This window comes from Proteobacteria bacterium CG1_02_64_396, assembly GCA_001872725.1.
GTDB lineage: Bacteria > Pseudomonadota > MNWR01 > CG1-02-64-396 > CG1-02-64-396 > CG1-02-64-396.
In genome coordinates, this window is record MNWR01000017.1 from 20,973 (window position 1) to 41,031 (window position 20,059).

Below are 20,059 nucleotides of genomic sequence, written 5' to 3' on the forward strand. Positions count from 1 at the left end.
CCTTTGTGATATTTGACGTAGACCCAATGGTCCCATGCTCGGCTGAGGTGGAAGTTTACCTCGGACTGGCCCCGATATTCCCACCATCGACCGGAATCGTCGCCCCAGTGGTTTTGAGGGCGGTGGCCAAATAGAGGAAGGCCTCGGCCACATCCCCCGCCGTCACCTCGCGGCTGAGCATGTTGCCCCGGAAGTACTGATCCTCGCTTAAACCCCGCGCCTTCAAGCGCTCCTCCAGCACCCCGCCGCCGAAGAGCTGAGTGCGCACCCGGTCGGCGTTGACCGCCCCGGTGCGAATGCCATCGGCGGCGTAGTCGACCGCGTACTGCTTCATCAAGGTCACCACCGCCCCCTTGGGAACCGAGTAGGGGCCGAAGTCGGGGCCGGGGGTGAAGGAGGACTTGCTGGCGTTGAAGAGCAAAAAGCCCCCCGTCCCCTGCCCCTTCATCACCCGGGTGGCGGCGGCGGCGACCCATTGGTGGGAGAGCCAGTTGAGCTCCAGCGATTGGCGGATCAGCGCCTCGCTCGCCTCGGCCAGCGGAGCGCTCCAGGCTTTTCCTGCATTTGAAATCACCCCGTCGATGCCGCCATAGCGGCGCACAATCTGCTCCACCTCCCCCTCGACCGCGCCCCGTTCAGTGACGTCAACCCGTTCGACCCAGGCGACGCCGGGCGACCTGAGCGAAAGCCGGGTGCGCTCCAGCCCCTCGGGGTCGATGTCCCACAGCGCCACCACCGCCCCCTGCGCCTCGAAAACCCTCGCCGTCTCGGCGCCGATGCCGCTCCCCGCTCCGGTCACCAACACCACCTGACCCGCCAAAGGCTTGGGCGGATTTTTGCCCAGCTTGGCCTGTTCCAGCGACCAGTACTCCATGTCGAACAGATCGAGCTCCCCCAACGGTTCATAGCGCCCGACCGACTCGGCAGCGGTGATGACCTCGATGGTGTGGCGGTAAAGGTCGGCGGCGATGGCGGCATCCTTTGGGGTCGCCCCCACCGTCACCATCCCGACCTCGGGAATCAAAATCACCCTTGGAATCACATCCAGCATGGTCCGCTCCACCCCACGAGCGGCGGCGCAGCGCTCGAAGCGGGCGCGGTACTCGGCCCCATAGGCGGCGACCGTCTCCTCCACCCGGCTTTCGATCCCGTTATCGAAGGCCCAGGGCAAATCGTCGAGGATCAGCGGCAACGGCTTGGTGCGGATGACGTGGTCGGGGGTGATGGGGCCGCGCTGGCCGATCTGTTTGAGATCGGGGCGATGGATGAAAGCCAGCGTCGCTTCGCTGTCGTCGAGCGCCAAAGCCCAGCGGCGATAACTGCCCTCCTCGTCGCCCGGAAGCGACAGGGCGCCGCGCAGGATGGGGAGCAGGCGGTGGATCCGCTCGGGGGCGGCATGGGGCACCCCGTTGGTTGCCGCCGGTTTACGCACCTCAAGGTAGACCTCGGCCCGACCGATGGCGGTCGCCATCCGCTCAAAGCTCTGCCGGGCGCTATCGCCGAAGGTGAAAATGCCGTGTTTGAGCAGGATCAACCCCTCAACCTCGGGGTTGGCATCGAAAACCTCGGCAGCCCGTTTGGCGAGCGCAAAACCGGGCATGATGTAGTCGACGATTCCAAAGCGATCCCCGAACAAATCGCGGATGAGCGCTTCGCCGTTGGGTTGATCGACCAGGGCGAGGATGGCGTCGGCGTGGGTGTGGTCGATGAAGCGGTGGGGCAAAAAGGCGTGGAGCAGGGTTTCAACCGAGGGATTGGGGGCGGTGGCGTCGAGCAGGTTGATCCGCTGCTGGTTGACCATCGCCTCGTCGCTTAAGCCCCCGAGCGCCCGAAGTTTGCGCAGCGGATTCAGCCGCACCGCCGGATGCCCTTGGGGTTCGATGGTGGCCAGATCCCAGCCCGACCCTTTGACGTAGAGCACCTCGACCTCATCCCCGGTCAGGTCGTGCGCCACCCCCTTGACCGAGGTGTTGCCGCCACCGTGCAGCACCCAGCTCGGATCGCGCCCCAAAAGCCGGGCAGAGTAGGTGCGCAGCGCCAGATCGGCGGGAATATCTTGGGCGCCATACTGGGCCACCAGGGCCTGGGCGTCGTCTTCGGACCAAGTCGTCACGTCGGGTCACCTTGGGGTCGAAAGGGGCAAGCAAAAGCGGGGGGCAAGGATAGGGGCAACCGGGCACTTCGGGGAGGTCGAACGGCACAACAACAGGGGGGCTTACCGCCCCCCTTCAAACTACGCCACAGGAAACAACGTCGCCAACGGCTGGGGCCGCCCCAAAAAGAACCCTTGGGCGGCGTCGACCCCCAGGTCGTGCAGATCCTCGAACACCCCCTGCTCCTCGACAAACTCGGCAATGGTCAAAATCCCCATCGCGCGGGCGATGCGGCAGGCGGCGTCGACCATGGTGCGGTCGACCGGGTCGGTCAGAATCCCCTGCACAAACGAGCCGTCGATCTTCAAAAAATCGACCGGCAGGTTTTTGAGGTAGGCGAACGAGGCCATTCCGGCGCCGAAATCGTCCAGGGCGAACTTGCAACCCAGCCGCTTGATTTCGGCGATCAACTGCCGGGTTTGCTTGAGGTTGGCCACCGCCTGGGTTTCGGTGATTTCGAAACACACTCGCCGAGGCGCAACCCCGCTCTCAAACAAGGCGCTGCGGATCTCTTCGAGCAACCCCGGATCGTCCAGGGCGTTGCCCGACAGGTTGATCGAGCACGACTTCAGGTCGCTTTCGGGGATTTTGGCCAGCCACAACAAGGCGTTGCGGATAACCCAGCGGTCGATGGCCGACATGACGTGGTAGCGCTCGGCGGCAGGAATGAAGGCGGCGGGGAGCAGCAGGTGCCCGGCGGTGTCGAGCATCCGCACCAGCACCTCGATGCGCGAAAACCGACCGGTCTTGCCCTCCTCCAGCGAAAAGATCGGCTGCCCATAGAGTAGGAATCGCCCCTCGCGCAGCGCCTGATGCAGCGAGGCGGCCCGGTCGAGTTCTTCAAAGCGGCGCATCACCTCGGCATCGGAGTCGCGGTAGAGGTGGATGCGATTGCGACCGCTGTCCTTGGCCAAGAAACAGGCGATATCGACCCGGCGCATCACCTCCTCGGCGCCGGAGCAGGCCGCATCGAGATCGGCAATCCCCATGCTGCATCCAATCTGGAAGGTGCGATTGCCCCAAATAAATTGAAAGTCGGCGATCCGCCCCAGCAACCGCTCCCCCCGACGCAGCGACTCTTCAAGGTCGGCGCCCGGAAAGAGCACCCCAAACTCGTCCCCCCCCAAGCGGGCCAGCATCCCCCGCCGCTCCATCGCCCCTTCCAAATGCTGCCCGAGCTCGCGCAGCAGCTCATCCCCCGCCACATGGCCGCAGGTGTCGTTGATAACCTTGAACTGATCCAGATCGAGGTAGGCGACCCCGGCGGGGATGGCGGATTCGATGGCCTGACTTAAGGCCTCGTCGATCAGGTTGGAAAAACTGCGGCGATTGAGCAAACCGGTCAGGGCATCGTGGCTCTCTTGGTAAGAGAGGCGGTCGGCCATACGACGGGCCTCCCCCACATCTTGAAGGACCATCACCATCCCCAACACCGCCCCGTCGTCGCTGCGGATGGGGGCGACGGTCCCCTCGACGGTGTTGTAGTTGCCGTAACGGTCGCCGATCAGCCAGCCCTCCGACAGGGCAATCGGCTGCCCTCCACTCAGGGGCTGATCCAGAATATGGGCGACATCGTCCCCCTCCTCGTCCCAGCTCAACCGCACCACCTCGCCGAAGGGGCGCCCTTGCGCCTCGGCCAGCGTCCAGCCGGTCAGCCGTTCGGCCTCCCGGTTCATTTGCCGAATCGTGCCGTCGCCATGGGTGGTAATCACCCCCTCGACAATCGATTGCAGCGTGACCTCGGACCACTCTCGGGCCTCCAGCAATTCGCGCCGATTCTGGGCATGTTCCACCGCCACCGCCGCCAGGGCGGCTGCGGTCACCATCACCTGGCGTTCGAAGGGGGTGGGGGTGCGGGGGCGGTCGTGGGAGACGGCGAAGGTGCCGAGCAGCCTACGCTGACTCGACATGAAGGGGACCGACCAACAGGCGCGGATGTTGTAGTCCAGCGCCAGATCGCGGAAAGGGGCCCAGAGGGGATCGGTGGCGATGTCGGTGACAATCACCGCCTCGCCCCGAAAGGCGGCGGTGCCGCAGGATCCGGCGCATTCGCCCACCACCAAGCCGTTGAGGGCGGCGGCGTAATCGGCGGGCAGCTTGGGGGCCAGGCCACGCCCCAGGGTTTTGCCCTCCCGGTCGGCCAGCAGCACCGAGGACATCCCCCCCTCGATGTGCTCGTCGATCAGCGCACACAATTCCCACAAGGTTTTCTCAACCGTTTGCCCCTGGGCCAGGGCGGCGAGCAGGCGGTTTTGCCCGGCCAGCAATTCGGCTATTTGGGTCGAATCGTGGCAGGCATCGGGGGCATCGGAGAGAAAACTGGTCAGCGGGTGTGTGGGAGGGGCCATGGGGCGATCTACCTTTGATCGAAGATTCGAATCCAGCCGAATAGTCCGGAGAAATTCAGGTTCTGCGGTTAACCGTACCCCGGAGGAAGCCTTGAAATCCAGCGCTCCACCGCCCAAGGCGCCACCTCGGCCAATCGTCCGGCGCTCACCCCCCAAAATCTCGCCTTAACTTGGGCAAAACGGGGGTCGGCAAGCCGCACCAGCCCCCAGGCGGTTAAGGGGTCCAGCCCATGGGCCGAATCGCCCAACCGCCCCCCGAAGCGGTGCAGTGCGGCGGCGGGCAGGGGGTGGATCCGCCCGGCGGGGCGGGTAGGGTCGAGCAGCGCGTCGACGATCCACAACCGCTTGGGAACCACCGGTTCGGCCAAAAGCCGGGTGAGGTCGCTCCAGGCCAGCCGCACCCAAAGGTCGGGGCGACGGCTTCGCGCCAACCGCGCCAGTTCGATCCCCACCGCGTCGTGTTCGGTCAGATCGTTGCCCAGCCCCACAAGACCAAAGCAGGGGGACTCACCCCTCATGGCGCACGCGCAGGTCGATCAGGTGGGTTGCACACGAAATACAGGGGTCGTAGGCGCGGGCGAGCATCTCAAGTTCACGGCGCAGCGGCGCCTGATCCCCGGTTCCCCCTGCCCCAGCCCCCCCCCACCAACGTCCGGTCAAACGCTCAATATCTTGCTCCAGCGAGGCCAGATTTTGGGCGGTGGGGGTGACGATGTCGCAATCGGTCACCACCCCGTTTTCAACCGTATAGGCGTGAAAGAGGGTGCCACGGGGGACTTCAAGGGCGGCAACCCCTTGCCCCGACGGGCGCGTTCTCAGAACCGGGTCGGGACGGCGCCCGGCGTGCAGGGCGATCTGTTCGATCAAGGTCAGCGCCCGCTCCAACGCCCAAACCAACTCGATGTACTGCCCAGCGTGGTTGGCCCCCGATCCGGCCTGCTCCCACATCGGCTGCCAACGGCGCCACAGCGCCCCGGCCGCCCCATCGAGCCGTGCGCCGCTGTGAAAACAGCGGGCCGCCGCCCCCACCATGAAGGGCTGTTTGGCGTAGAGCGACTGTTTGGCGGTGGAGTGGCCCACCACATGTTCGTGCACCCGGCTGCGAAAATCGGCCAGCCCGACCGGCTCGAATCCGGTGGCGAGCAACCGCTTGCCCCGCAAGCCGTAGCCCGCCCCTTCAGGCTCTAGGGCGACCCAAAGTTTAGGGCCGGGTTGGGGGGTCGCCTCGATCAGGGTTTCGACCAGCCCCAGCAGGGCATCGGCATCCTCTCGGGCCTGGGCCACTTCGGAGGTCAGCGCGGTGAGCACCTCCCGGTCAGGGAACAGCCCCGCCCCCCCCACGGTGATGTTCATCGGATGGATCGCCCGCCCTCCGATCCGCTCCTGAATCAAATTGCCGACCCGCTTGATGTTCAGCCCCTTGACCACCGCGTCATGGTGGGTTTGGGCCATCGCCAAAATCCCGGTCGCCCCCACCGCGTCGGGGGCGGCCAGGGCGAACAGGTGCAGGGCGTGGGATTCGATGGTTTCCCCCACATTGAGCAGATCGCGCAGCGCCTGCACCTCGGTGTCGACCTCGATCCCCAGGGCATCCTCCAGGGCGGCAACCGAGGTCAGGGTGTGGGCCGCCGAGCATATCGAACAGACCCGGCTAACGATTCCCGGCACCGCCTCGACCGGTTGACCAACCAACAGCACCTCGAAAAACCGGGAGCCCTCGAAGATGTCGCTTTGGACTTGGGTGGCGCCGTCGGGGCCGACCTCGACCCGAATGCCGCCGTGCCCTTCGACACGGTACAGATGGGGGATGGCGATGGTGGTCATGGGATCTCTGGGGGGGGTGAGTGGGCAAAGATCAATCGTTCGGCCTACGTCAAACACCGGCATCGCCTACCAGCACGGCGCGGTGATGGAGCATAACCTCTCGGTCAATTTATACCGGAGTTTATACCGCCCCAGTGGCACAAAAATGTCGAAACCACCGTTGGTGGTTGTCTTACTTAAGGAAGCGCCGCTTCAGGCGTCGGTTGCGGCCAAACGCCGCGCACCCGACCCGTCATACCCCCCGCCCTCGCCCCCCATCCCCTGCCGATAAACCCGGACGCAATCCCGCCCCTCGCCTTTGGCGTGGTACATGGCCCGGTCGGCGCATTGGATCAACTGCTCCTCCGATTGGGCGTGATCGGGATAGAGCGCCACCCCGAGACTGGAGGAGATGTTGAGATTCTGCCCCTCGACCTGAAAGGGCCGACTCAGCGACAGCCAGATGTGCTCGGCAACCGCCACCGCCCCCTGTTCATCCTTGATCGCGGGGAGCAACACCACGAACTCGTCGCCGCCGATGCGAGACACCGAATCGGTTTTGCGATTCAGACAATTGCGAATTCGCTCCGCCGCCGTCTTGAGCAAATCATCACCGATGTTGTGACCGTAACGGTCGTTGACCGGCTTAAATGCGTCGAGGTCGACGAAGATCAGCGCCACCGACCCCTTGATCTGAGCGGCACGGGCGATCTCTTGTTGCAGGCGATCAAGAAACAGCGAGCGATTCGGCAGGCCGGTCAAGGGATCGTGGTAGGCCAGGTGCTCGACCCGGTCCTCCTTGAGCTTGCGGTCGGTGATGTCGTAAAACCAACCCAAAACCGTCGGTCGATTTTGATACTCCATCGAAAAGTAGGAGGCCAGCACCCACTTGCGCCAGTGCTCCCCTTTGGGGGCCCGAATCTCGATCAGTTTGTTGACCACCTGCCCCCCTTTGGCCAACACCACCTGTACATCGAAATAATCCTGGGCTTGGGCGTAATACTGAACGGGGACCGTCCCGATGGCCTCTTCCGGGGTCGATTCGATCAACTGGGCATAACTGGCGTTGGCAAAAATCACCTTGAAGGTATCGGCATCGGCGATCCGGGTGGCCACGGGGCTGGTTTCGAGCATTTGGTGCAACTGCCGCTCGTTCTCGGTCGCCTTGAGCCGCAGATGTTGGTTCTCCTCCATCCGACGGCGCGATTGGCGGGCGCTGGAGAGCAGGAACACCAAAAACAGGGCCGTCATCGCCCCCATGCCGAGCGAAATCGAGTCCCCCTCGCTCGAAAGAAACCCAATTTGCGGCAGCAAAACCGGAAAAAGAAAACCTCGGGTTGAAATCGGATCGATGGCCAAGGTTGTGGCGGCCCCGGCACACAAACCGGCCAACACAAAGGCGACGTAGATTTTGTGGGCGATGTCGCCGGAAGGGGCGAGCAAAACCCCGCCAATCCCCCAGACGATGCCGGTGGCAATGGCGGCCATGCGGAAGCGGCGCAGACGCCGACTCGCATCCGACGGGCTGGCGGAATCGTTTTGTCGTTTCCAGGGAAGGTACAAAACCGTGCGGATCAACAACACCGCAGCGAGGGCGGCGGACCAACCCAGCAGCAACGTCGGGTCGATCACCGACGCCTGAACGAACACCAAAATCACAGCAAGGAGGGCGCTGATGGCGATGGAGGCGGGCAGATGGGCGTACAGCAGATCGATCTGCTCACCCCGATACGGGCCGGAGGAGGAATCGTTCGGGAAGGGGGGATTGAGGCCGGGCAGCGCCATCGCTTCGGCGAGGGGGATGGCGTTTTTTTCGGATGCTCGTGGGTGCGCCACCGGGCGACTCCTTTGGCAGGACTTTCTTCGATCTAAGGAAGCGCCGATTGATTCGGCGTTTCCCTGGGAGTATGTCGGACCTGAGGTTCGGCCACGGGGTGGCCTCCTGCGCGCAATGGCCCCTGCGTCGGTCCAGGCCTAACCTGAAAACCCCCATCCCGGCGTCATCCCAGAGCAGGCGGGGATCCAGCAGTCGCGGGGGCGACAGCGTTGGGGGGAATGGGGACGCGGCGGGGGGGGACGCAATCGCGCCGGGGGCGGCGCTCCTACCGCGTCGCATCAGGGCAATCGCGCCGGGGGCGGCGCTCCTACCGCGTCGCATCAGGGCAATCGCGCCGGGGGCGGCGCTCCTACCGCGTCGCATCAGAGCAATCGCGCCGGGGGCGGCGGCTCCTACCTCGTCGCATCAGAGCAATCGCGCCGGGGGCGGCGCTCCTACCGCGTCGCATCAGGGTGCCTACTAAGCTTCATGGCGGAGTTTTGCCTTGAATCAGCGCTTCCCTAAAAAATGCCCTCCCGTCGTGAGGGATGGGTCGACGGGAGGGCAAAGTGGGGGCGGCGGCGATGGTGGGGGGATGCCGCCACCCCCGGTCGACCCATCGAATCCGTCGACGGGCCGATCTATGGCTTTCGTATGTAAGGGCGCCGCTGGGGGCAATCCGCTTCAAATCCCCCGCAGCCGGGTCAACCGCTTTCCAACCTCGTCGGCCACGCTGCGGGTGACGGTCAGCACGACCCCCAGCGCCGTGGCATGGGCGCTCACCATCAACAGCAGGTAGGAATCCAAACACGGCACCTTGATACAGACCGTGGTGAGGGAGCCCGATTGCAGGGTGAGCAGATCGAGTTGTTCGGCCGACGCTGCGTCGGTGTGCACCGCACTGGCGGTGGCCTCGCCGATGGCGATCAACGAGCTGGCCAGGGCCGCCATCTTGCCGATTTGGTCGCTGGTCACCCCAACCGAACACAGGTTGAAACCGTCGGGCGAGCAGAGCACCGCCGACCCTTTGTGGGTCAACCGCTGCGGCAACCCCTCCAGGGCGGGCTGAACAAAACGGCCAAAGGCGACGGAATCGGTTTTCCACCCCAGAACTGGGCCGGACGAACTCATGCACTGATCTCCAAATCGGGAACACTGATGGCCGAAAGGGCCATGGCCACGGCGGAGCGCACATCCTCGGGGCGTCGAGGATCGGCGCAGATCAAAGGGGCCAAGGGGTTGAACTGGGCAAGCACGTTGTAAAAACCTTCAAGCTGCTCCTCCTCCACCGGCTCGGTCATACGGGTCACCGCCACCGAGAGAACCTCGGGGGCGATGTAGCGGCGCAGAACCTCAAGCCAGATTCCCAAGTCGCGTTCGGCCTGGGGGGCATCGCCGTAGACCCACAACACCACGGCAACGGCGCTGGGCAGGAAGGTTTGCCACATGGCGTCGAAGCGGTATTGCCCCGGTAGACCGAAGAGGGCAATACGCTGTTTTTCATCGAGCTTGATCTCACCGTAATCGAACCCGACGGTGGTCCTGGCTTTTTCGGGGTTGGCCTTGTGGCGCTCGGCGGTGAAAACGTCGGTATCGACCACGGCAATATCTGAAATCGCACGCAGGGCGGTGGTTTTGCCCACCCCAAAGGGGCCGACGAAGACAACCCGGCGCTCGTGGTTATGGCCTAACTGCACGGTATCGATGGTCATTGGAATTTGTTGAGAAAGCGTTGGAAGAGACTGGGACCGGCCGAGTCGGAACGCACCACGCCCCCGGAGGCCCCGCCCCCATCCGAGCGAATCTGCAACGTGCCCCCCTTATGGGTGTCGGCGAGCAGGCGGTCGAGCATCTGGGCATCCCCCACGAATGCGGTCAGCTCCTCGTGCGGGACATACCCCATCAGCATTTTTCGGGTGGCCGCCAGCAAACGCATTTGCGGGTCTTGGTAGCGGCTGAGATTCGGCCAGCGTTTCAGCCGTAGGTAGTTCCCCCTCCACGGCGCCCCTTGGCGCTCCGGGAGGCTCTGCGCCGGGGGGGTATCGCCCCGACTCTGAACCTGCGGCTCCGACGGGGCGGCCTGCGCACGGGGGAGGTGCTGCGTTGGGGCAGCGGTTTGGCGGCCCACATCGACACGCATCCTCAGTAGGTGCTTCACAATGAGGGTCACCCCGTTCGCGGTGACCGGTTGTTGGCAAAACACCCAGCTGCCGTCGGGAAGATCGGTCAGCTTGTGGGCCAACGCGATCTTCCTTGCCTTAAATCCCGCTGAAGGCAAAGCCTCCAGCGCCTGCCCCAGGGCCATAGTCGCATCGATCACGATCCACCCCGCCCCTTGCGGCTCACTCACCCAAACCCAAACCCCGGCGCACTGTTCCAGCAAGGTTTTGAACCGCTGGACCTGGGCCGACTCCGGATGCGGTGTCCATAAGGTTTGAATGGATGATGGGGCTGTCATGTCGCTTTCCCTTTACCGACAAGCCTTGGCTACATCATCGAGCGCACGGGGCAGAACCACCGAAAGCAACATGCCCAGATTGGTCTTGGTGGTATCGAGCATGATCCCCTGCAACATCTCCTTGCTGTGGCGGATGATGAGCATGGTCTTGTCGGTTTCGAGGTCGAGCATGTAGAAGCGGTTGAGCGGGGGGAATTCAGTAGCCCTGTAGGCCTCTTCAAGCGCGTCGGTGATCTGGTTGAACAGGGCGACAGCGGCGGGCTGTTGGTTGATACCGGCCAACGACAGACCGTCGCGACGATTCCAAATATCGGTGGTGATGAGCCCCTCTTTAAGGAAGGACCGTACCGATTCGACGGATCGATCGAGGGCCGCAATATCGATATCGTTCATGGCTCAAGGGCTCCTATTGGGCGGGGTAAAGGAAGCGCTGATTGAATGGCGCTTCCGAGCGGTCCACAGATGGGCCGCCAAAATCAGGAACGTAAGCGTGCCGATTCAGGGCAGGAGCCTTGAATCGGCACTTCCCTAAAGAGATTCAGCGGCGGGCCTTGGCGACCATGGCAAGAGCGCGGGGCACGACCACCGCAAGCAGCACGCCAAGGTTCACCTTCTTGCTGTTCAGCAACAGACCTTGCTGAATGTCCTCGCCATGAAGAATCACCATGGCAATGTGGTCATGATCGAGATCGCTCAGGTAATAGCGGCTCAGCCCGGGGAACCCGGAATGGTGCAGGGTCTCGCGCAACTCCCCGGTGATTCGGGTAAACAACGCCACTGCGGGCGACTGTCCGTAATGCCCACCCAGTGAGAGGCCATCGGGCGTCCAGAGATCGGTGGCGATAAGGGCATCCTTGAGCAGCGATTTCAGCTCCTCGATGCAAGCGTCCAATTGGGCGATATCGATTTGGATGTCCTTCATACGCGGGTGCCTTTCCGATCATTCGGGGTGCTATGGGGTGCGACCGTCAACAACGGTCGAGTGCGCCGGAATTCGTCGATGCGTTTGGTATGGATGAACGCTGCCGACGTGGGGGAATGCTAAGAATCGAACCGCCCCGCCAACATTCGTACGAATACCTATTACCCTCTCCCCGCCGGGAAAATCCCCACCCCCCTCCGATCAAGCCGCCCGACACAGCGGCCATGGCCGCTGGACGACCTCATGGCCACTCAAACGCCTCGAAATCCGCTGGCGCCGACTACGTAGAAATACGTATTGCGCCGCCACGCCACCGCCCGGCAGTCTTCCCCCCAACGTGATCGGAACGTATTCAACCGCGCGCACGCACGAGAACCGCCAAGGCCCCCCGCCCAGCCGAGGCGATCGGCCCAATCCTTTTCCCATGGAGGGTTTAGAACCCATGCCCGCTGTTGTGACCGACCCTGCGCAGCCTGCCTCGGGCGTTCTTCCGGACGACACCTCGTTCCGCCGTCTGGTGGAAAACTCGCCCGACAACATCATCCGTTACGACACCGACGGACGGGTCTGCTACCTGAATCGAAGGCTGGCCGATTTGTTGGGGATAGATCCCAAGGCGCATTTCGGCAAACGGATCGCCGAGATCTGGCCGGATGGACGGTATGCCGCCCTGGAGCGGGCGGTGCGGCTGGCCGCTCAAAGCGGCGAGGAATCGACCCTTGAGATCGACCACAAGGTTGGCGCGCAACACTGGGTCTATTCCGAAATTCGGGTGGTGGCCGAACGGGATGAAACGGGGGGCATCGTCGGGGTGTTGGCTTTTGGCCGGGATATCTCCGCCCCCAACCCGACCCGCTGGCGGCTGCACCATCTACTCGAAAAGATGCCCGGCATCGTCTGCGTTCTGCGCCGCTCGCCCGAGGGGCACGACAGCCTCCCTTACGTCAGTCCGGGGATCGAACCCCTCTTCGACCTCGGCGCCGAGGCGGTCCGTGAGGATGCAACGCCGTTGTACGCACGGATCCACCCCGACGACCGCCCCCTGCTGGTCGACGCCCTCACCGAGTCGCTCCAATCCCTGGCCCCTTTTCAGCTCGAATTGCGTGTCCACGAAGCGCGCCAAGCCGAACGCTGGGTCGAGCTGCGGGCGTTGCCAACCCGAGAGGCGGACGGGGCATTCCTGTGGTACGGCATCTTGCTCGACATCACCGAGCGCAAACGGATGAAGGGGGCGCTGGAGCGGCGCGAACGCGAATTTCGCACCCTGGCCGAGAACAACCCCGATCCCATCTTCCGCTACGACCGGGAGGGGCGGCGTCTGTACGCCAACGCGGCGGCATGCCGGATCGCGGGGCGTCCCGCCGAGACGCTGCTGGGCAAAACGCCCGAAGACGGCGCCTTACTGAACGAGGGGGAGGCGGTCAAGCTGGCGCGGGCCATCGATGGGGTGGTGCACAGTGGCACCGAGGGGCGCCTGGATCTGCACATCCCCGATGTCGGCGGTCATGGGCAAGATTTCGACGCCCTGTTGGTTCCCGAGCGGGGTCCGGGGGGGGCGGTGGAAACGGTGCTGTGCATCGGTCGCAACATCACCACCTTGCGCGAGTCCGAGCGCCAGGCGACCCGTTTTTTTACCAACATGCCGGGCTTTGCCTACACCCTGCACCGCCCCCATCAGGGGCCGCCCCGCCTCACCTACGCCAGCCCCGGCATCGAAGCGCTTACCGGCCTGAAACCGGAAGAGGTTCGCGCCGACATGGCGCCGCTGCTCGCCCTGGCCCACCCCGACGACCGATCCCGCCTCGAAGCGGCCATGGCCGAATCGGCCCGGTCCCCCGGCTCTTTTCACATTGAGGTCCGCGTGCTGCATCCGGGCCAGCCGGAGCGGTGGATCGAGGTCCGTTCCAAAGCCGAACCCCAGAGCGACGGCAGCGCCGCATGGCACGGCATCATGCTCGACATTACGCCGCGCAAAGCGGCCCAACGACAGATGGAGTTGCTGAAGCGGGCCATTGAGCAATCGGGGGAGGCGCTGTTCGTCAACGACGAGACGCTGCGCTTCGTCGAGGTCAACGAGACCGCCTGTCGCGCCCTCGGCTACACCCGCGAGGAGCTCCTCGGACTCACCCCCCTCGACATCGACCCCGACGTCACCCGTGAGGCCTGCATGGCCATGATGCGCACGGACAACCATTCCACCCAAACCCTCGAAACCCGTCACCGCACCAAAGAGGGGCGCCTCTTCCCGGTCGAGTTGAATTGCAGCGTCTTCCTCCACGATGGGGTGTGGCTCCACCTTGCCATGGCACGCGACATCGGCGAACGCAAGGCGGCCCAGCAGCGCATGGCGTTGTTGGAGCGAGCCATCGACCAGTCGAGCGAAGCCTTTTTTTTAAGCGACGAGCATCTGCGTTTCGTCGAGGTCAACGAGGCGGCCTGCCGCGCCCTCGGCTACACCCGCGAAGAGTTGCTGGGCATGACCCCCCCCGACATCGACCCCGACATCACCCTTGAAGCCTGCTTCGCGCTCCGAGACGAGTACCAAAAAGGGTCCAAAACCTTCGAAACCCGCCATCGCAACAAAGAGGGGCATATCTTCCCGGTCGAGGTGATCGGCTCGGCTTTTATGCACGAGGGGAAGCGGTACGGCCTCACCATGGTGCGCGACATCCGCGAGCGTAAAGACCTTCAAGATCGTCTGGCCCGCAGCGAGCAGGCGTTCCGCTCCCTGACCGAAAACCTGCCCGACCACGTGGCGCGCTGGGACTGTGAGGGGCGCTACCTCTACATCAACCCCGCCCTGGAACGGCTGGTGGGAATCTCCAACGCGGCGGTGGTGGGCAAGCGGCCCTGCGAACTGGTCCCGGAAGCGGCAGAGGCCGACGGCAACATCGCCAGGGTGGTGACCCGTCGCGCACCCGAGCTGCTGACACGGGTCGCCATACCCGCGCCGGATGGCGGCTTGCGTCTGCACGATCTCAAGATGGTGCCGGAATTCGGGCCGGATGGGTCGGTGGTCAGCGTGCTGGGGTTGGGGCGCGACATGACCGAGCTCTACCGTCTGCAAGAGGAGGTCTCGGCTCGCGAGCAGGATTTTCGCAGCCTGGCCGAGAGCTCCCCCGACCACATCATCCGCTACGACCTGGAGCACCGCATTCGCTACCTCAATCGGCAGCTCATGCAACTGCTTGGGGTGAATCGTTTGGAGGAGGTGATCGGCAAACGTCCCGACGAGGTCTGGACCGACGGTCGCTTTTCCATCCTTAGCCAGGCCACCAACCGCGCCGTGGCACGGGGTAAGCTGCTCACCCTGGAGCTACCCGTCCCCGCTGAAAACGGGTTGAAATATCATCAGATCATCGTCGTGCCGGAACGGGACGAACACGGCGCCCCGATCAGCACCCTCGTCTTCGGGCGCGACATCACCGCCATCCGCGAAACCGAGCGCCGCCTGCAACATTTCATCAACACCCTGCCCGGTTTGGCGTTCGCCCTGCGTATGACCCCCGATGGCCACAGGAGTATGCCCTTCGCCAGCCCCGGCACCTTGAACCTCGGTGGCCTGACTCCCGAGGAGGTGCGCGACGATGCGGCGATCCTGTTCGATCTGATCCACCCCGACGACCGACCGCTCGTCGATCGGGCCATCGCCGCATCGGCCCAGACCTTGGGTCCGCTCTACGTCGAATTCCGCATCTGCCGTTCGGGGTTGCCCGACACTTGGGTCGAGTGTCGCTCCCTGCCCGACTTGCAACCCGACGGCGCCACCCTTTGGCACGGCATCATGCTCGACATCGACGCCCGCAAGCAGGCCGAGGCGCAGGCCCGAGCGGGGCTGGAGGAGTCCTCTCGCTTGCAGCGTCTACAAACCGCCAATGAAATGGCCACCCTTCTGGCCCACGAGATCAATCAGCCGCTGGCCGCCATCGCCGCCTACGCCGAGGCCAGCCTGAAACAACTGAGCCGTCCCGGATCGATCCCCCATCGTCTGACCACCAACCTTGAAAAAATCGGCCAGCAGGCTTTGCGGGCGGGCGACAGCATCCGCCACATGCGCAGCTTCATCCGTCGCGGCCACATCGACCCGGCCCCCATGAACCTGAGGACATCCCTTAGCCGGGTCTGCGACCTGATCGCCTCCTATCCCCTGGGCGACGACATCCGGCTGGCGGTCGAGATCGAGGGGAGGCTTGTGCCGGTGTTGGGGGTGGAGGTTCAGGTAGAGCAGGTGCTGCTCAACCTGCTGCGCAATGCCTACGATGCCATTCACGGCTCGGGGGTGGCGCAGGGGACGATCCGGATACGCATCCGGCAGACCGAGCCGATGGTGCAGGTGACGGTTCAGGACAGCGGTCCCGGGGTCGACGCCCCGACCGCCGCACGACTGTTCGAGCCGTTTGCCAGCACCAAGGCGCACGGACTGGGGATGGGGCTGCGCATCAGCCGGGGTCTGATCGAGGCCCACGGCGGGCAACTCTGGGTCGAACCGCGCACCCCCGGCGGCTGTTTTCATTTCACCTTGCCGATGGTTCCCACCGATGCCGACTGAACCCTTGATTTACGTCGTGGACGACGACGACCCCCTGCGCGACGCCCTGTGCCAACTGCTCGAAATGGAGGGATTCGTGGTGCGGGACTTCGCCGACGGCCCCTCATTTTTGGCCCATGTTCAACCCGACGATACGGGCTGCCTGTTGCTGGATGTGGCCATGCCGGGGATGGATGGCATAAGGGTCCAGCGCATCCTCAAGGAGCGGGGGTGCGATATCCCCATCCTCTTTCTCAGCGGCCACGGCGACATCCCCATGGCGGTGGAGGCGGTGCACGAGGGGGCGCTGGATTTTCTTGAAAAACCGGTCCCCGGCTTGGTGCTGATCGCACAGGTGCGCCGCGCCCTGACCTCGGATCGAAAACAACGCGTCACCCAGGCCGAAGCCCAAAAGGCGCGGCAGAGACTCGGCCTGCTCAGCCCGCGAGAACGCGAGGTCTTCGACCAGGTGGTGGAGGGGCTGTCCAACAAGGAGGTCGCCTTGCGGTTGGGCATCAGCCACCGCACGGTGGAGGTTCACCGCAACAACCTGATGCGCAAATTGCAGGCCGATAGTCTGGCGGATCTCGTCAAACTGGCGGTGCTTGGCCAAGGCTGAATGGCTGTTTCTGCGAGGGCTGCCAAGGGTCGTCCAGGGTGAGGTTCAAACCCGGTTCGGCTTTGGCTTCGGCGCCGTGTAGTCGCCCGCCAAGTGGTATCGATTTTTGCCCAGCGCCTTGGCGCGGTACATGGCCAGGTCGGCGGCTTGGATCAATGCAGGTCCGGTGTCGCCGTCGCCGGGATAAAACGCAACGCCGATGCTGGCGGTTAGATGTTGCTCCCCCACCTCGGTGGGGATCGGTTGGGCCAAGGCGACCAGGATTTTCTCGGCGACCTGTTGCCCCCCGAGCCCCCCTCGACCTCCCCCAACAACACGGTGAACTCGTCCCCCCCCAGGCGGCAGACGGTGTCGCTTTGGCGCACGATGCCGGTCAGTCGCCGTGCGACCTCGATCAGCACCTCGTCGCCAACCCGGTGGCCAAGGCGATCGTTGATCCCCTTGAAACCGTCCAGATCGAGAAAGAGCAGGGCGAAGGGCTCCGCGCTGCGCCGGGTGCGCTGCATCGCCTGTTCAAGCCGGTCGAGAAAAAGCCCCCGGTTGGGCAGACCGGTCAGGTGGTCGCGGTGGGCCATACGGTGCAAGGTCTCTTCGCGCGCCTTGGCCTGGGTGATGTCGGTGAAGATCCCGACATAGTGGGTGACCGCTCCGCTCTCCCCCCGCACGGCGTCGATCACCAGGTGTTTGGGGTACTCCCGCCCATCCTTGCGCCGGTCCCAGATCTCCCCCTCCCACCGCCCCTCCTCCAGCAGGGCACGCCACATCTTCTGGTAGAAGGTCGCGTCATGCCTGCCTGAGCGCATGATCCGCGGGTTTTGGCCCACGACCTCTTCGCGGCGGTAGCCGGTAACCCGCTCCCAGGCGGCATTGACGTCGACGATGTTGGCATCACCATCGGTAATCACCACCGCCTCGCTGGTCCGCTCGAAAACCTTGGCTGCCAGAATCGCCTGATCGACCCGCTTGCGCTGACTCAAATCGGAGGCGAAGGCGACGTAACCCTCCAGCCGCCCCTCCTGGTGCAACGGCGAAATACTCAGCAGCAGCTCGACCGTATGGCCTTGTCGGTGCCAGGCGGTCATCTCGATCTCGCGCTGCGGAATTTGGTCGGGGTGGCGGCGCCAGTACCGCAAGAGCCCCCAGTGTTCCTTGGCCGTATACCGAATCGCCCGCTTCCCCAGCACCTCATGGCGGCGATAGCCCAGGATGCGCAGCATGGCGTCGTTGACCTCGACGATGCGCAGCCCCGGATCAACCACCACGAACCCCTCGTTGCTGGTGGCGATGATGTTGCGGTAGCGGGCCTCGGCCTGTTCCAACGCCTGGGCCATCTCTTTCTGGGTGGTGATGTCCTCGATCAAAGCCAACACCACCCCCTCCCCCTCCTCGCGCAGCCTACGCACCACCAGCCTGGCCCACACGGTACGACCGTCCCGGCCCAGGTACCTTTTTTCAAGGGTGTAATCGTCGATCTCCCCGGCAATGAAACGGCGGTAGAGCTCGAAATTCATGGCACTGTCTTCGGGGTGGGTGATCGCCAGGAAGGTCCAGCCCACCATCTGCTGCGGGGTGTAGCCGAGCATTCCGGCAAAGGCGGGGTTCACTGCCAAAAAGCGCCCATCCCGGGCCGTCACCACCATGCCGATGCCGCTTTGTTCGAAAACGGCGCGGAAGCGGTTTTCGCTGTGGGCCAGATCGCGGGTGGCGTCGTGGCGGGCCACCACCGCCCCGATCAACCCGGCATGGGCCTGAAGCGCCTCGATCTCCCCGGCGCGCCAACGGCGGGGGGCACCACTGGCCAGGCCGAGGAAGCCCCACCACCCTTGTGCGGTGGCGATGGGGACCAGCAGCAGCGATTCGATCCCATGGGGTTCGAGCACCGCCCACTCCGAGGGGGTGAAGTGGATCCGGTCGCGGATCAACACCCCTTCGTGGCACAGCGCCCCCTTCCACCAGCGCAGCCCTAAGCCATCCAGGGCGACATGGCGGCTCGACATCCCCTCGCCCATGCGCCAGAAGTGCATCAAGGGGGGAGCCTCGCTGTAGAGGTAAACCTGGGGAGCCTCGGCCGCCTGCCCCAGGTGTTCGAGCACCACGGCCACCCTCGCGCCCCAAGGGTCGGCCAGCAGGAATTGCTCGGCGGTGAAGGCCAGACAGGCGAGCAACTCGTCCTTGCGGTGCAGCTCCCCCTCCAGGCTCAGTCGCCGGGTGATGTCGGTCCCGACCCCCCCCAACCGCGCACCCCCCTCCCGGTCGCCGTCGAGCGGAAAACGGACCGTCAGGTAGGTGCGGCGCCCGCCGTTGTGGCCCAGCACCTCTTCGAACACCTGGGGCGATCCGGCCGCCAGGGTTTGCCGGTCGTGCTCCTCCAACACCTGCCACACCGATTGAGACCACAACTGACGGTCCACCTTACCGATCAACGCCCCCGGTTCGATTCCCGCCTGTTCGGCAAGCACCCGATTGCCGAGCAGATACCTCCCCTGTTCGTCCTTCAAAAAGACCATGATCGGGCTGTGTTCCAGGATCGTGACCAGCAGATCCTCCTGCTCCTGGGCGCGGGCCCGCTCACGTCCCAAATGCTCGACCAGAACATCGAAGGCCCGCCCCATCCGGGCCAGCTCGTCCTGCCCCGACAGCTTGAGTTGCACCGAATAATCACCCGCCGCCAACTGCGCCTCGGCGGAGCGAAGCAGGTTCATACGTGGGGCGACGGCGCGGTGGAGCAACCACCACATCCCCCAACCGAGCAGCAACAAGGGGATCGATCCGTACAACACCTGGCGTTCAACCTCGGACAACACCGTGCCACGTACCGTGCTTAGATCCTCGACCACCAGCAGCCGTCCCACGCTCGAATCGCCGAGGGAAACCGCCAGAGCACCCAACAGATAGGGGGAGGAGAACCGGGTTTGCAGAAGATCGGGACCGAGGGGAGGAAACGCGGTTGAGGGTACCGGCAACGCCGCCTCGATCCGCTGACCGAGCAAGGGGGTGTGGAGCGACAGCAGGATGCGCCCCGAGGGATCGACCACCACCGCCTCGCGCCAACGCGACGAGCCGGCCATCCCTTTGAGGTTCCATTCGAGCAGACGCAAAGGGGCGACCTGGGGACCGGCCTGGTGGAGTTCGTCGTTCAGGGCGGCTAAATCGCGCAGCAGGGCGGTTTGGGAATCATACTCAAGTCGGTCGAGGGCCGACTGCCTGAACACAATCAGGGCCACCACCATCACCAGAAGCAGACCCCCGTTCAAGAACAGGGGCAACGTCCAACGCATGGGCCATCGGGTTAGTAGGTTCATAGCACCCCCCATAGGACTTGGGAGCACCGCGCACCACACTCTCAAGCCCCATTCCCCAGGTCTGGCAGGGTTCGAACATCAACCCCGCACCAAAATCCCGAGTTTAATAC

The 20,059-nt window shown here is 64.3% G+C and carries 14 protein-coding genes; 2 read left to right on the forward strand and 12 right to left on the reverse strand.

Translation table 11 applies throughout. From position 1 onward, the window contains the following. Positions 1 to 55: 55 nt before the first annotated feature. The 10 genes from AUJ55_02040 to AUJ55_02085 form a co-directional block, all read right to left on the reverse strand. A complete protein-coding gene (locus AUJ55_02040; protein OIO60508.1) occupies positions 56 to 2,113 on the reverse strand; it encodes a short-chain dehydrogenase in 2,058 nt (685 codons plus the stop codon). A gap of 120 nt (positions 2,114 to 2,233) precedes the next feature. Beyond that, a complete protein-coding gene (locus AUJ55_02045) occupies positions 2,234 to 4,501 on the reverse strand; it encodes a hypothetical protein (protein ID OIO60509.1) in 2,268 nt (755 codons plus the stop codon). Between the two features lie 68 nt (positions 4,502 to 4,569). Then, complete coding sequence (locus AUJ55_02050; GenBank protein OIO60510.1) at positions 4,570 to 4,989, reverse strand: hypothetical protein; 420 nt, start codon at positions 4,987 to 4,989, stop codon at positions 4,570 to 4,572. A gap of 19 nt (positions 4,990 to 5,008) precedes the next feature. Then, positions 5,009 to 6,325, reverse strand: coding sequence for a hypothetical protein (locus AUJ55_02055; protein OIO60511.1), 1,317 nt, complete (start codon positions 6,323 to 6,325; stop codon positions 5,009 to 5,011). 192 nt (positions 6,326 to 6,517) lie between these two features. Then, a complete protein-coding gene (locus AUJ55_02060; protein ID OIO60512.1) occupies positions 6,518 to 8,140 on the reverse strand; it encodes a GGDEF domain-containing protein in 1,623 nt (540 codons plus the stop codon). 664 nt (positions 8,141 to 8,804) lie between these two features. After that, a complete protein-coding gene (locus tag AUJ55_02065) occupies positions 8,805 to 9,251 on the reverse strand; it encodes a hypothetical protein (protein OIO60513.1) in 447 nt (148 codons plus the stop codon). Beyond that, on the reverse strand, positions 9,248 to 9,832 hold the full coding sequence (locus AUJ55_02070; GenBank protein OIO60514.1) for a hypothetical protein: 585 nt from the start codon (positions 9,830 to 9,832) through the stop codon (positions 9,248 to 9,250). The genes AUJ55_02065 and AUJ55_02070 overlap by 4 nt, the downstream gene beginning before the upstream one ends. After that, complete coding sequence (locus tag AUJ55_02075) at positions 9,829 to 10,578, reverse strand: hypothetical protein (protein OIO60515.1); 750 nt, start codon at positions 10,576 to 10,578, stop codon at positions 9,829 to 9,831. Before AUJ55_02075 ends, AUJ55_02070 begins: the two co-directional genes overlap by 4 nt. A 12-nt stretch (positions 10,579 to 10,590) precedes the next feature. Then, a complete protein-coding gene (locus tag AUJ55_02080) occupies positions 10,591 to 10,971 on the reverse strand; it encodes a hypothetical protein (GenBank protein ID OIO60516.1) in 381 nt (126 codons plus the stop codon). Positions 10,972 to 11,116: 145 nt separating this feature from the next. Further along, the gene (locus AUJ55_02085) at positions 11,117 to 11,500 is read right to left on the reverse strand and encodes a hypothetical protein (GenBank protein ID OIO60517.1); all 384 of its coding nucleotides are present in this window, start codon (positions 11,498 to 11,500) and stop codon (positions 11,117 to 11,119) included. Positions 11,501 to 11,942: 442 nt separating this feature from the next. On the opposite strand from AUJ55_02085, the gene AUJ55_02090 reads away from it, so the two are divergent. Beyond that, positions 11,943 to 16,049 (forward strand): hypothetical protein, encoded by a 4,107-nt coding sequence (locus tag AUJ55_02090; GenBank protein ID OIO60518.1) that lies wholly within the window; start codon positions 11,943 to 11,945, stop codon positions 16,047 to 16,049. Then, entirely contained in the window at positions 16,039 to 16,647 is a 609-nt protein-coding gene (locus AUJ55_02095) for a hypothetical protein (protein ID OIO60519.1), read from the forward strand. The genes AUJ55_02090 and AUJ55_02095 overlap by 11 nt, the downstream gene beginning before the upstream one ends. 45 nt (positions 16,648 to 16,692) lie before the next feature. Here AUJ55_02095 and AUJ55_02100 read toward each other — a convergent pair whose 3' ends face one another. Both AUJ55_02100 and AUJ55_02105 read right to left on the reverse strand, forming a co-directional pair. Beyond that, a complete protein-coding gene (locus AUJ55_02100; protein OIO60520.1) occupies positions 16,693 to 16,899 on the reverse strand; it encodes a hypothetical protein in 207 nt (68 codons plus the stop codon). Continuing rightward, positions 16,857 to 19,949, reverse strand: a complete 3,093-nt coding sequence (locus AUJ55_02105; protein ID OIO60521.1) for a hypothetical protein — start codon at positions 19,947 to 19,949, stop codon at positions 16,857 to 16,859. Before AUJ55_02105 ends, AUJ55_02100 begins: the two co-directional genes overlap by 43 nt. Positions 19,950 to 20,059: the final 110 nt, after the last annotated feature.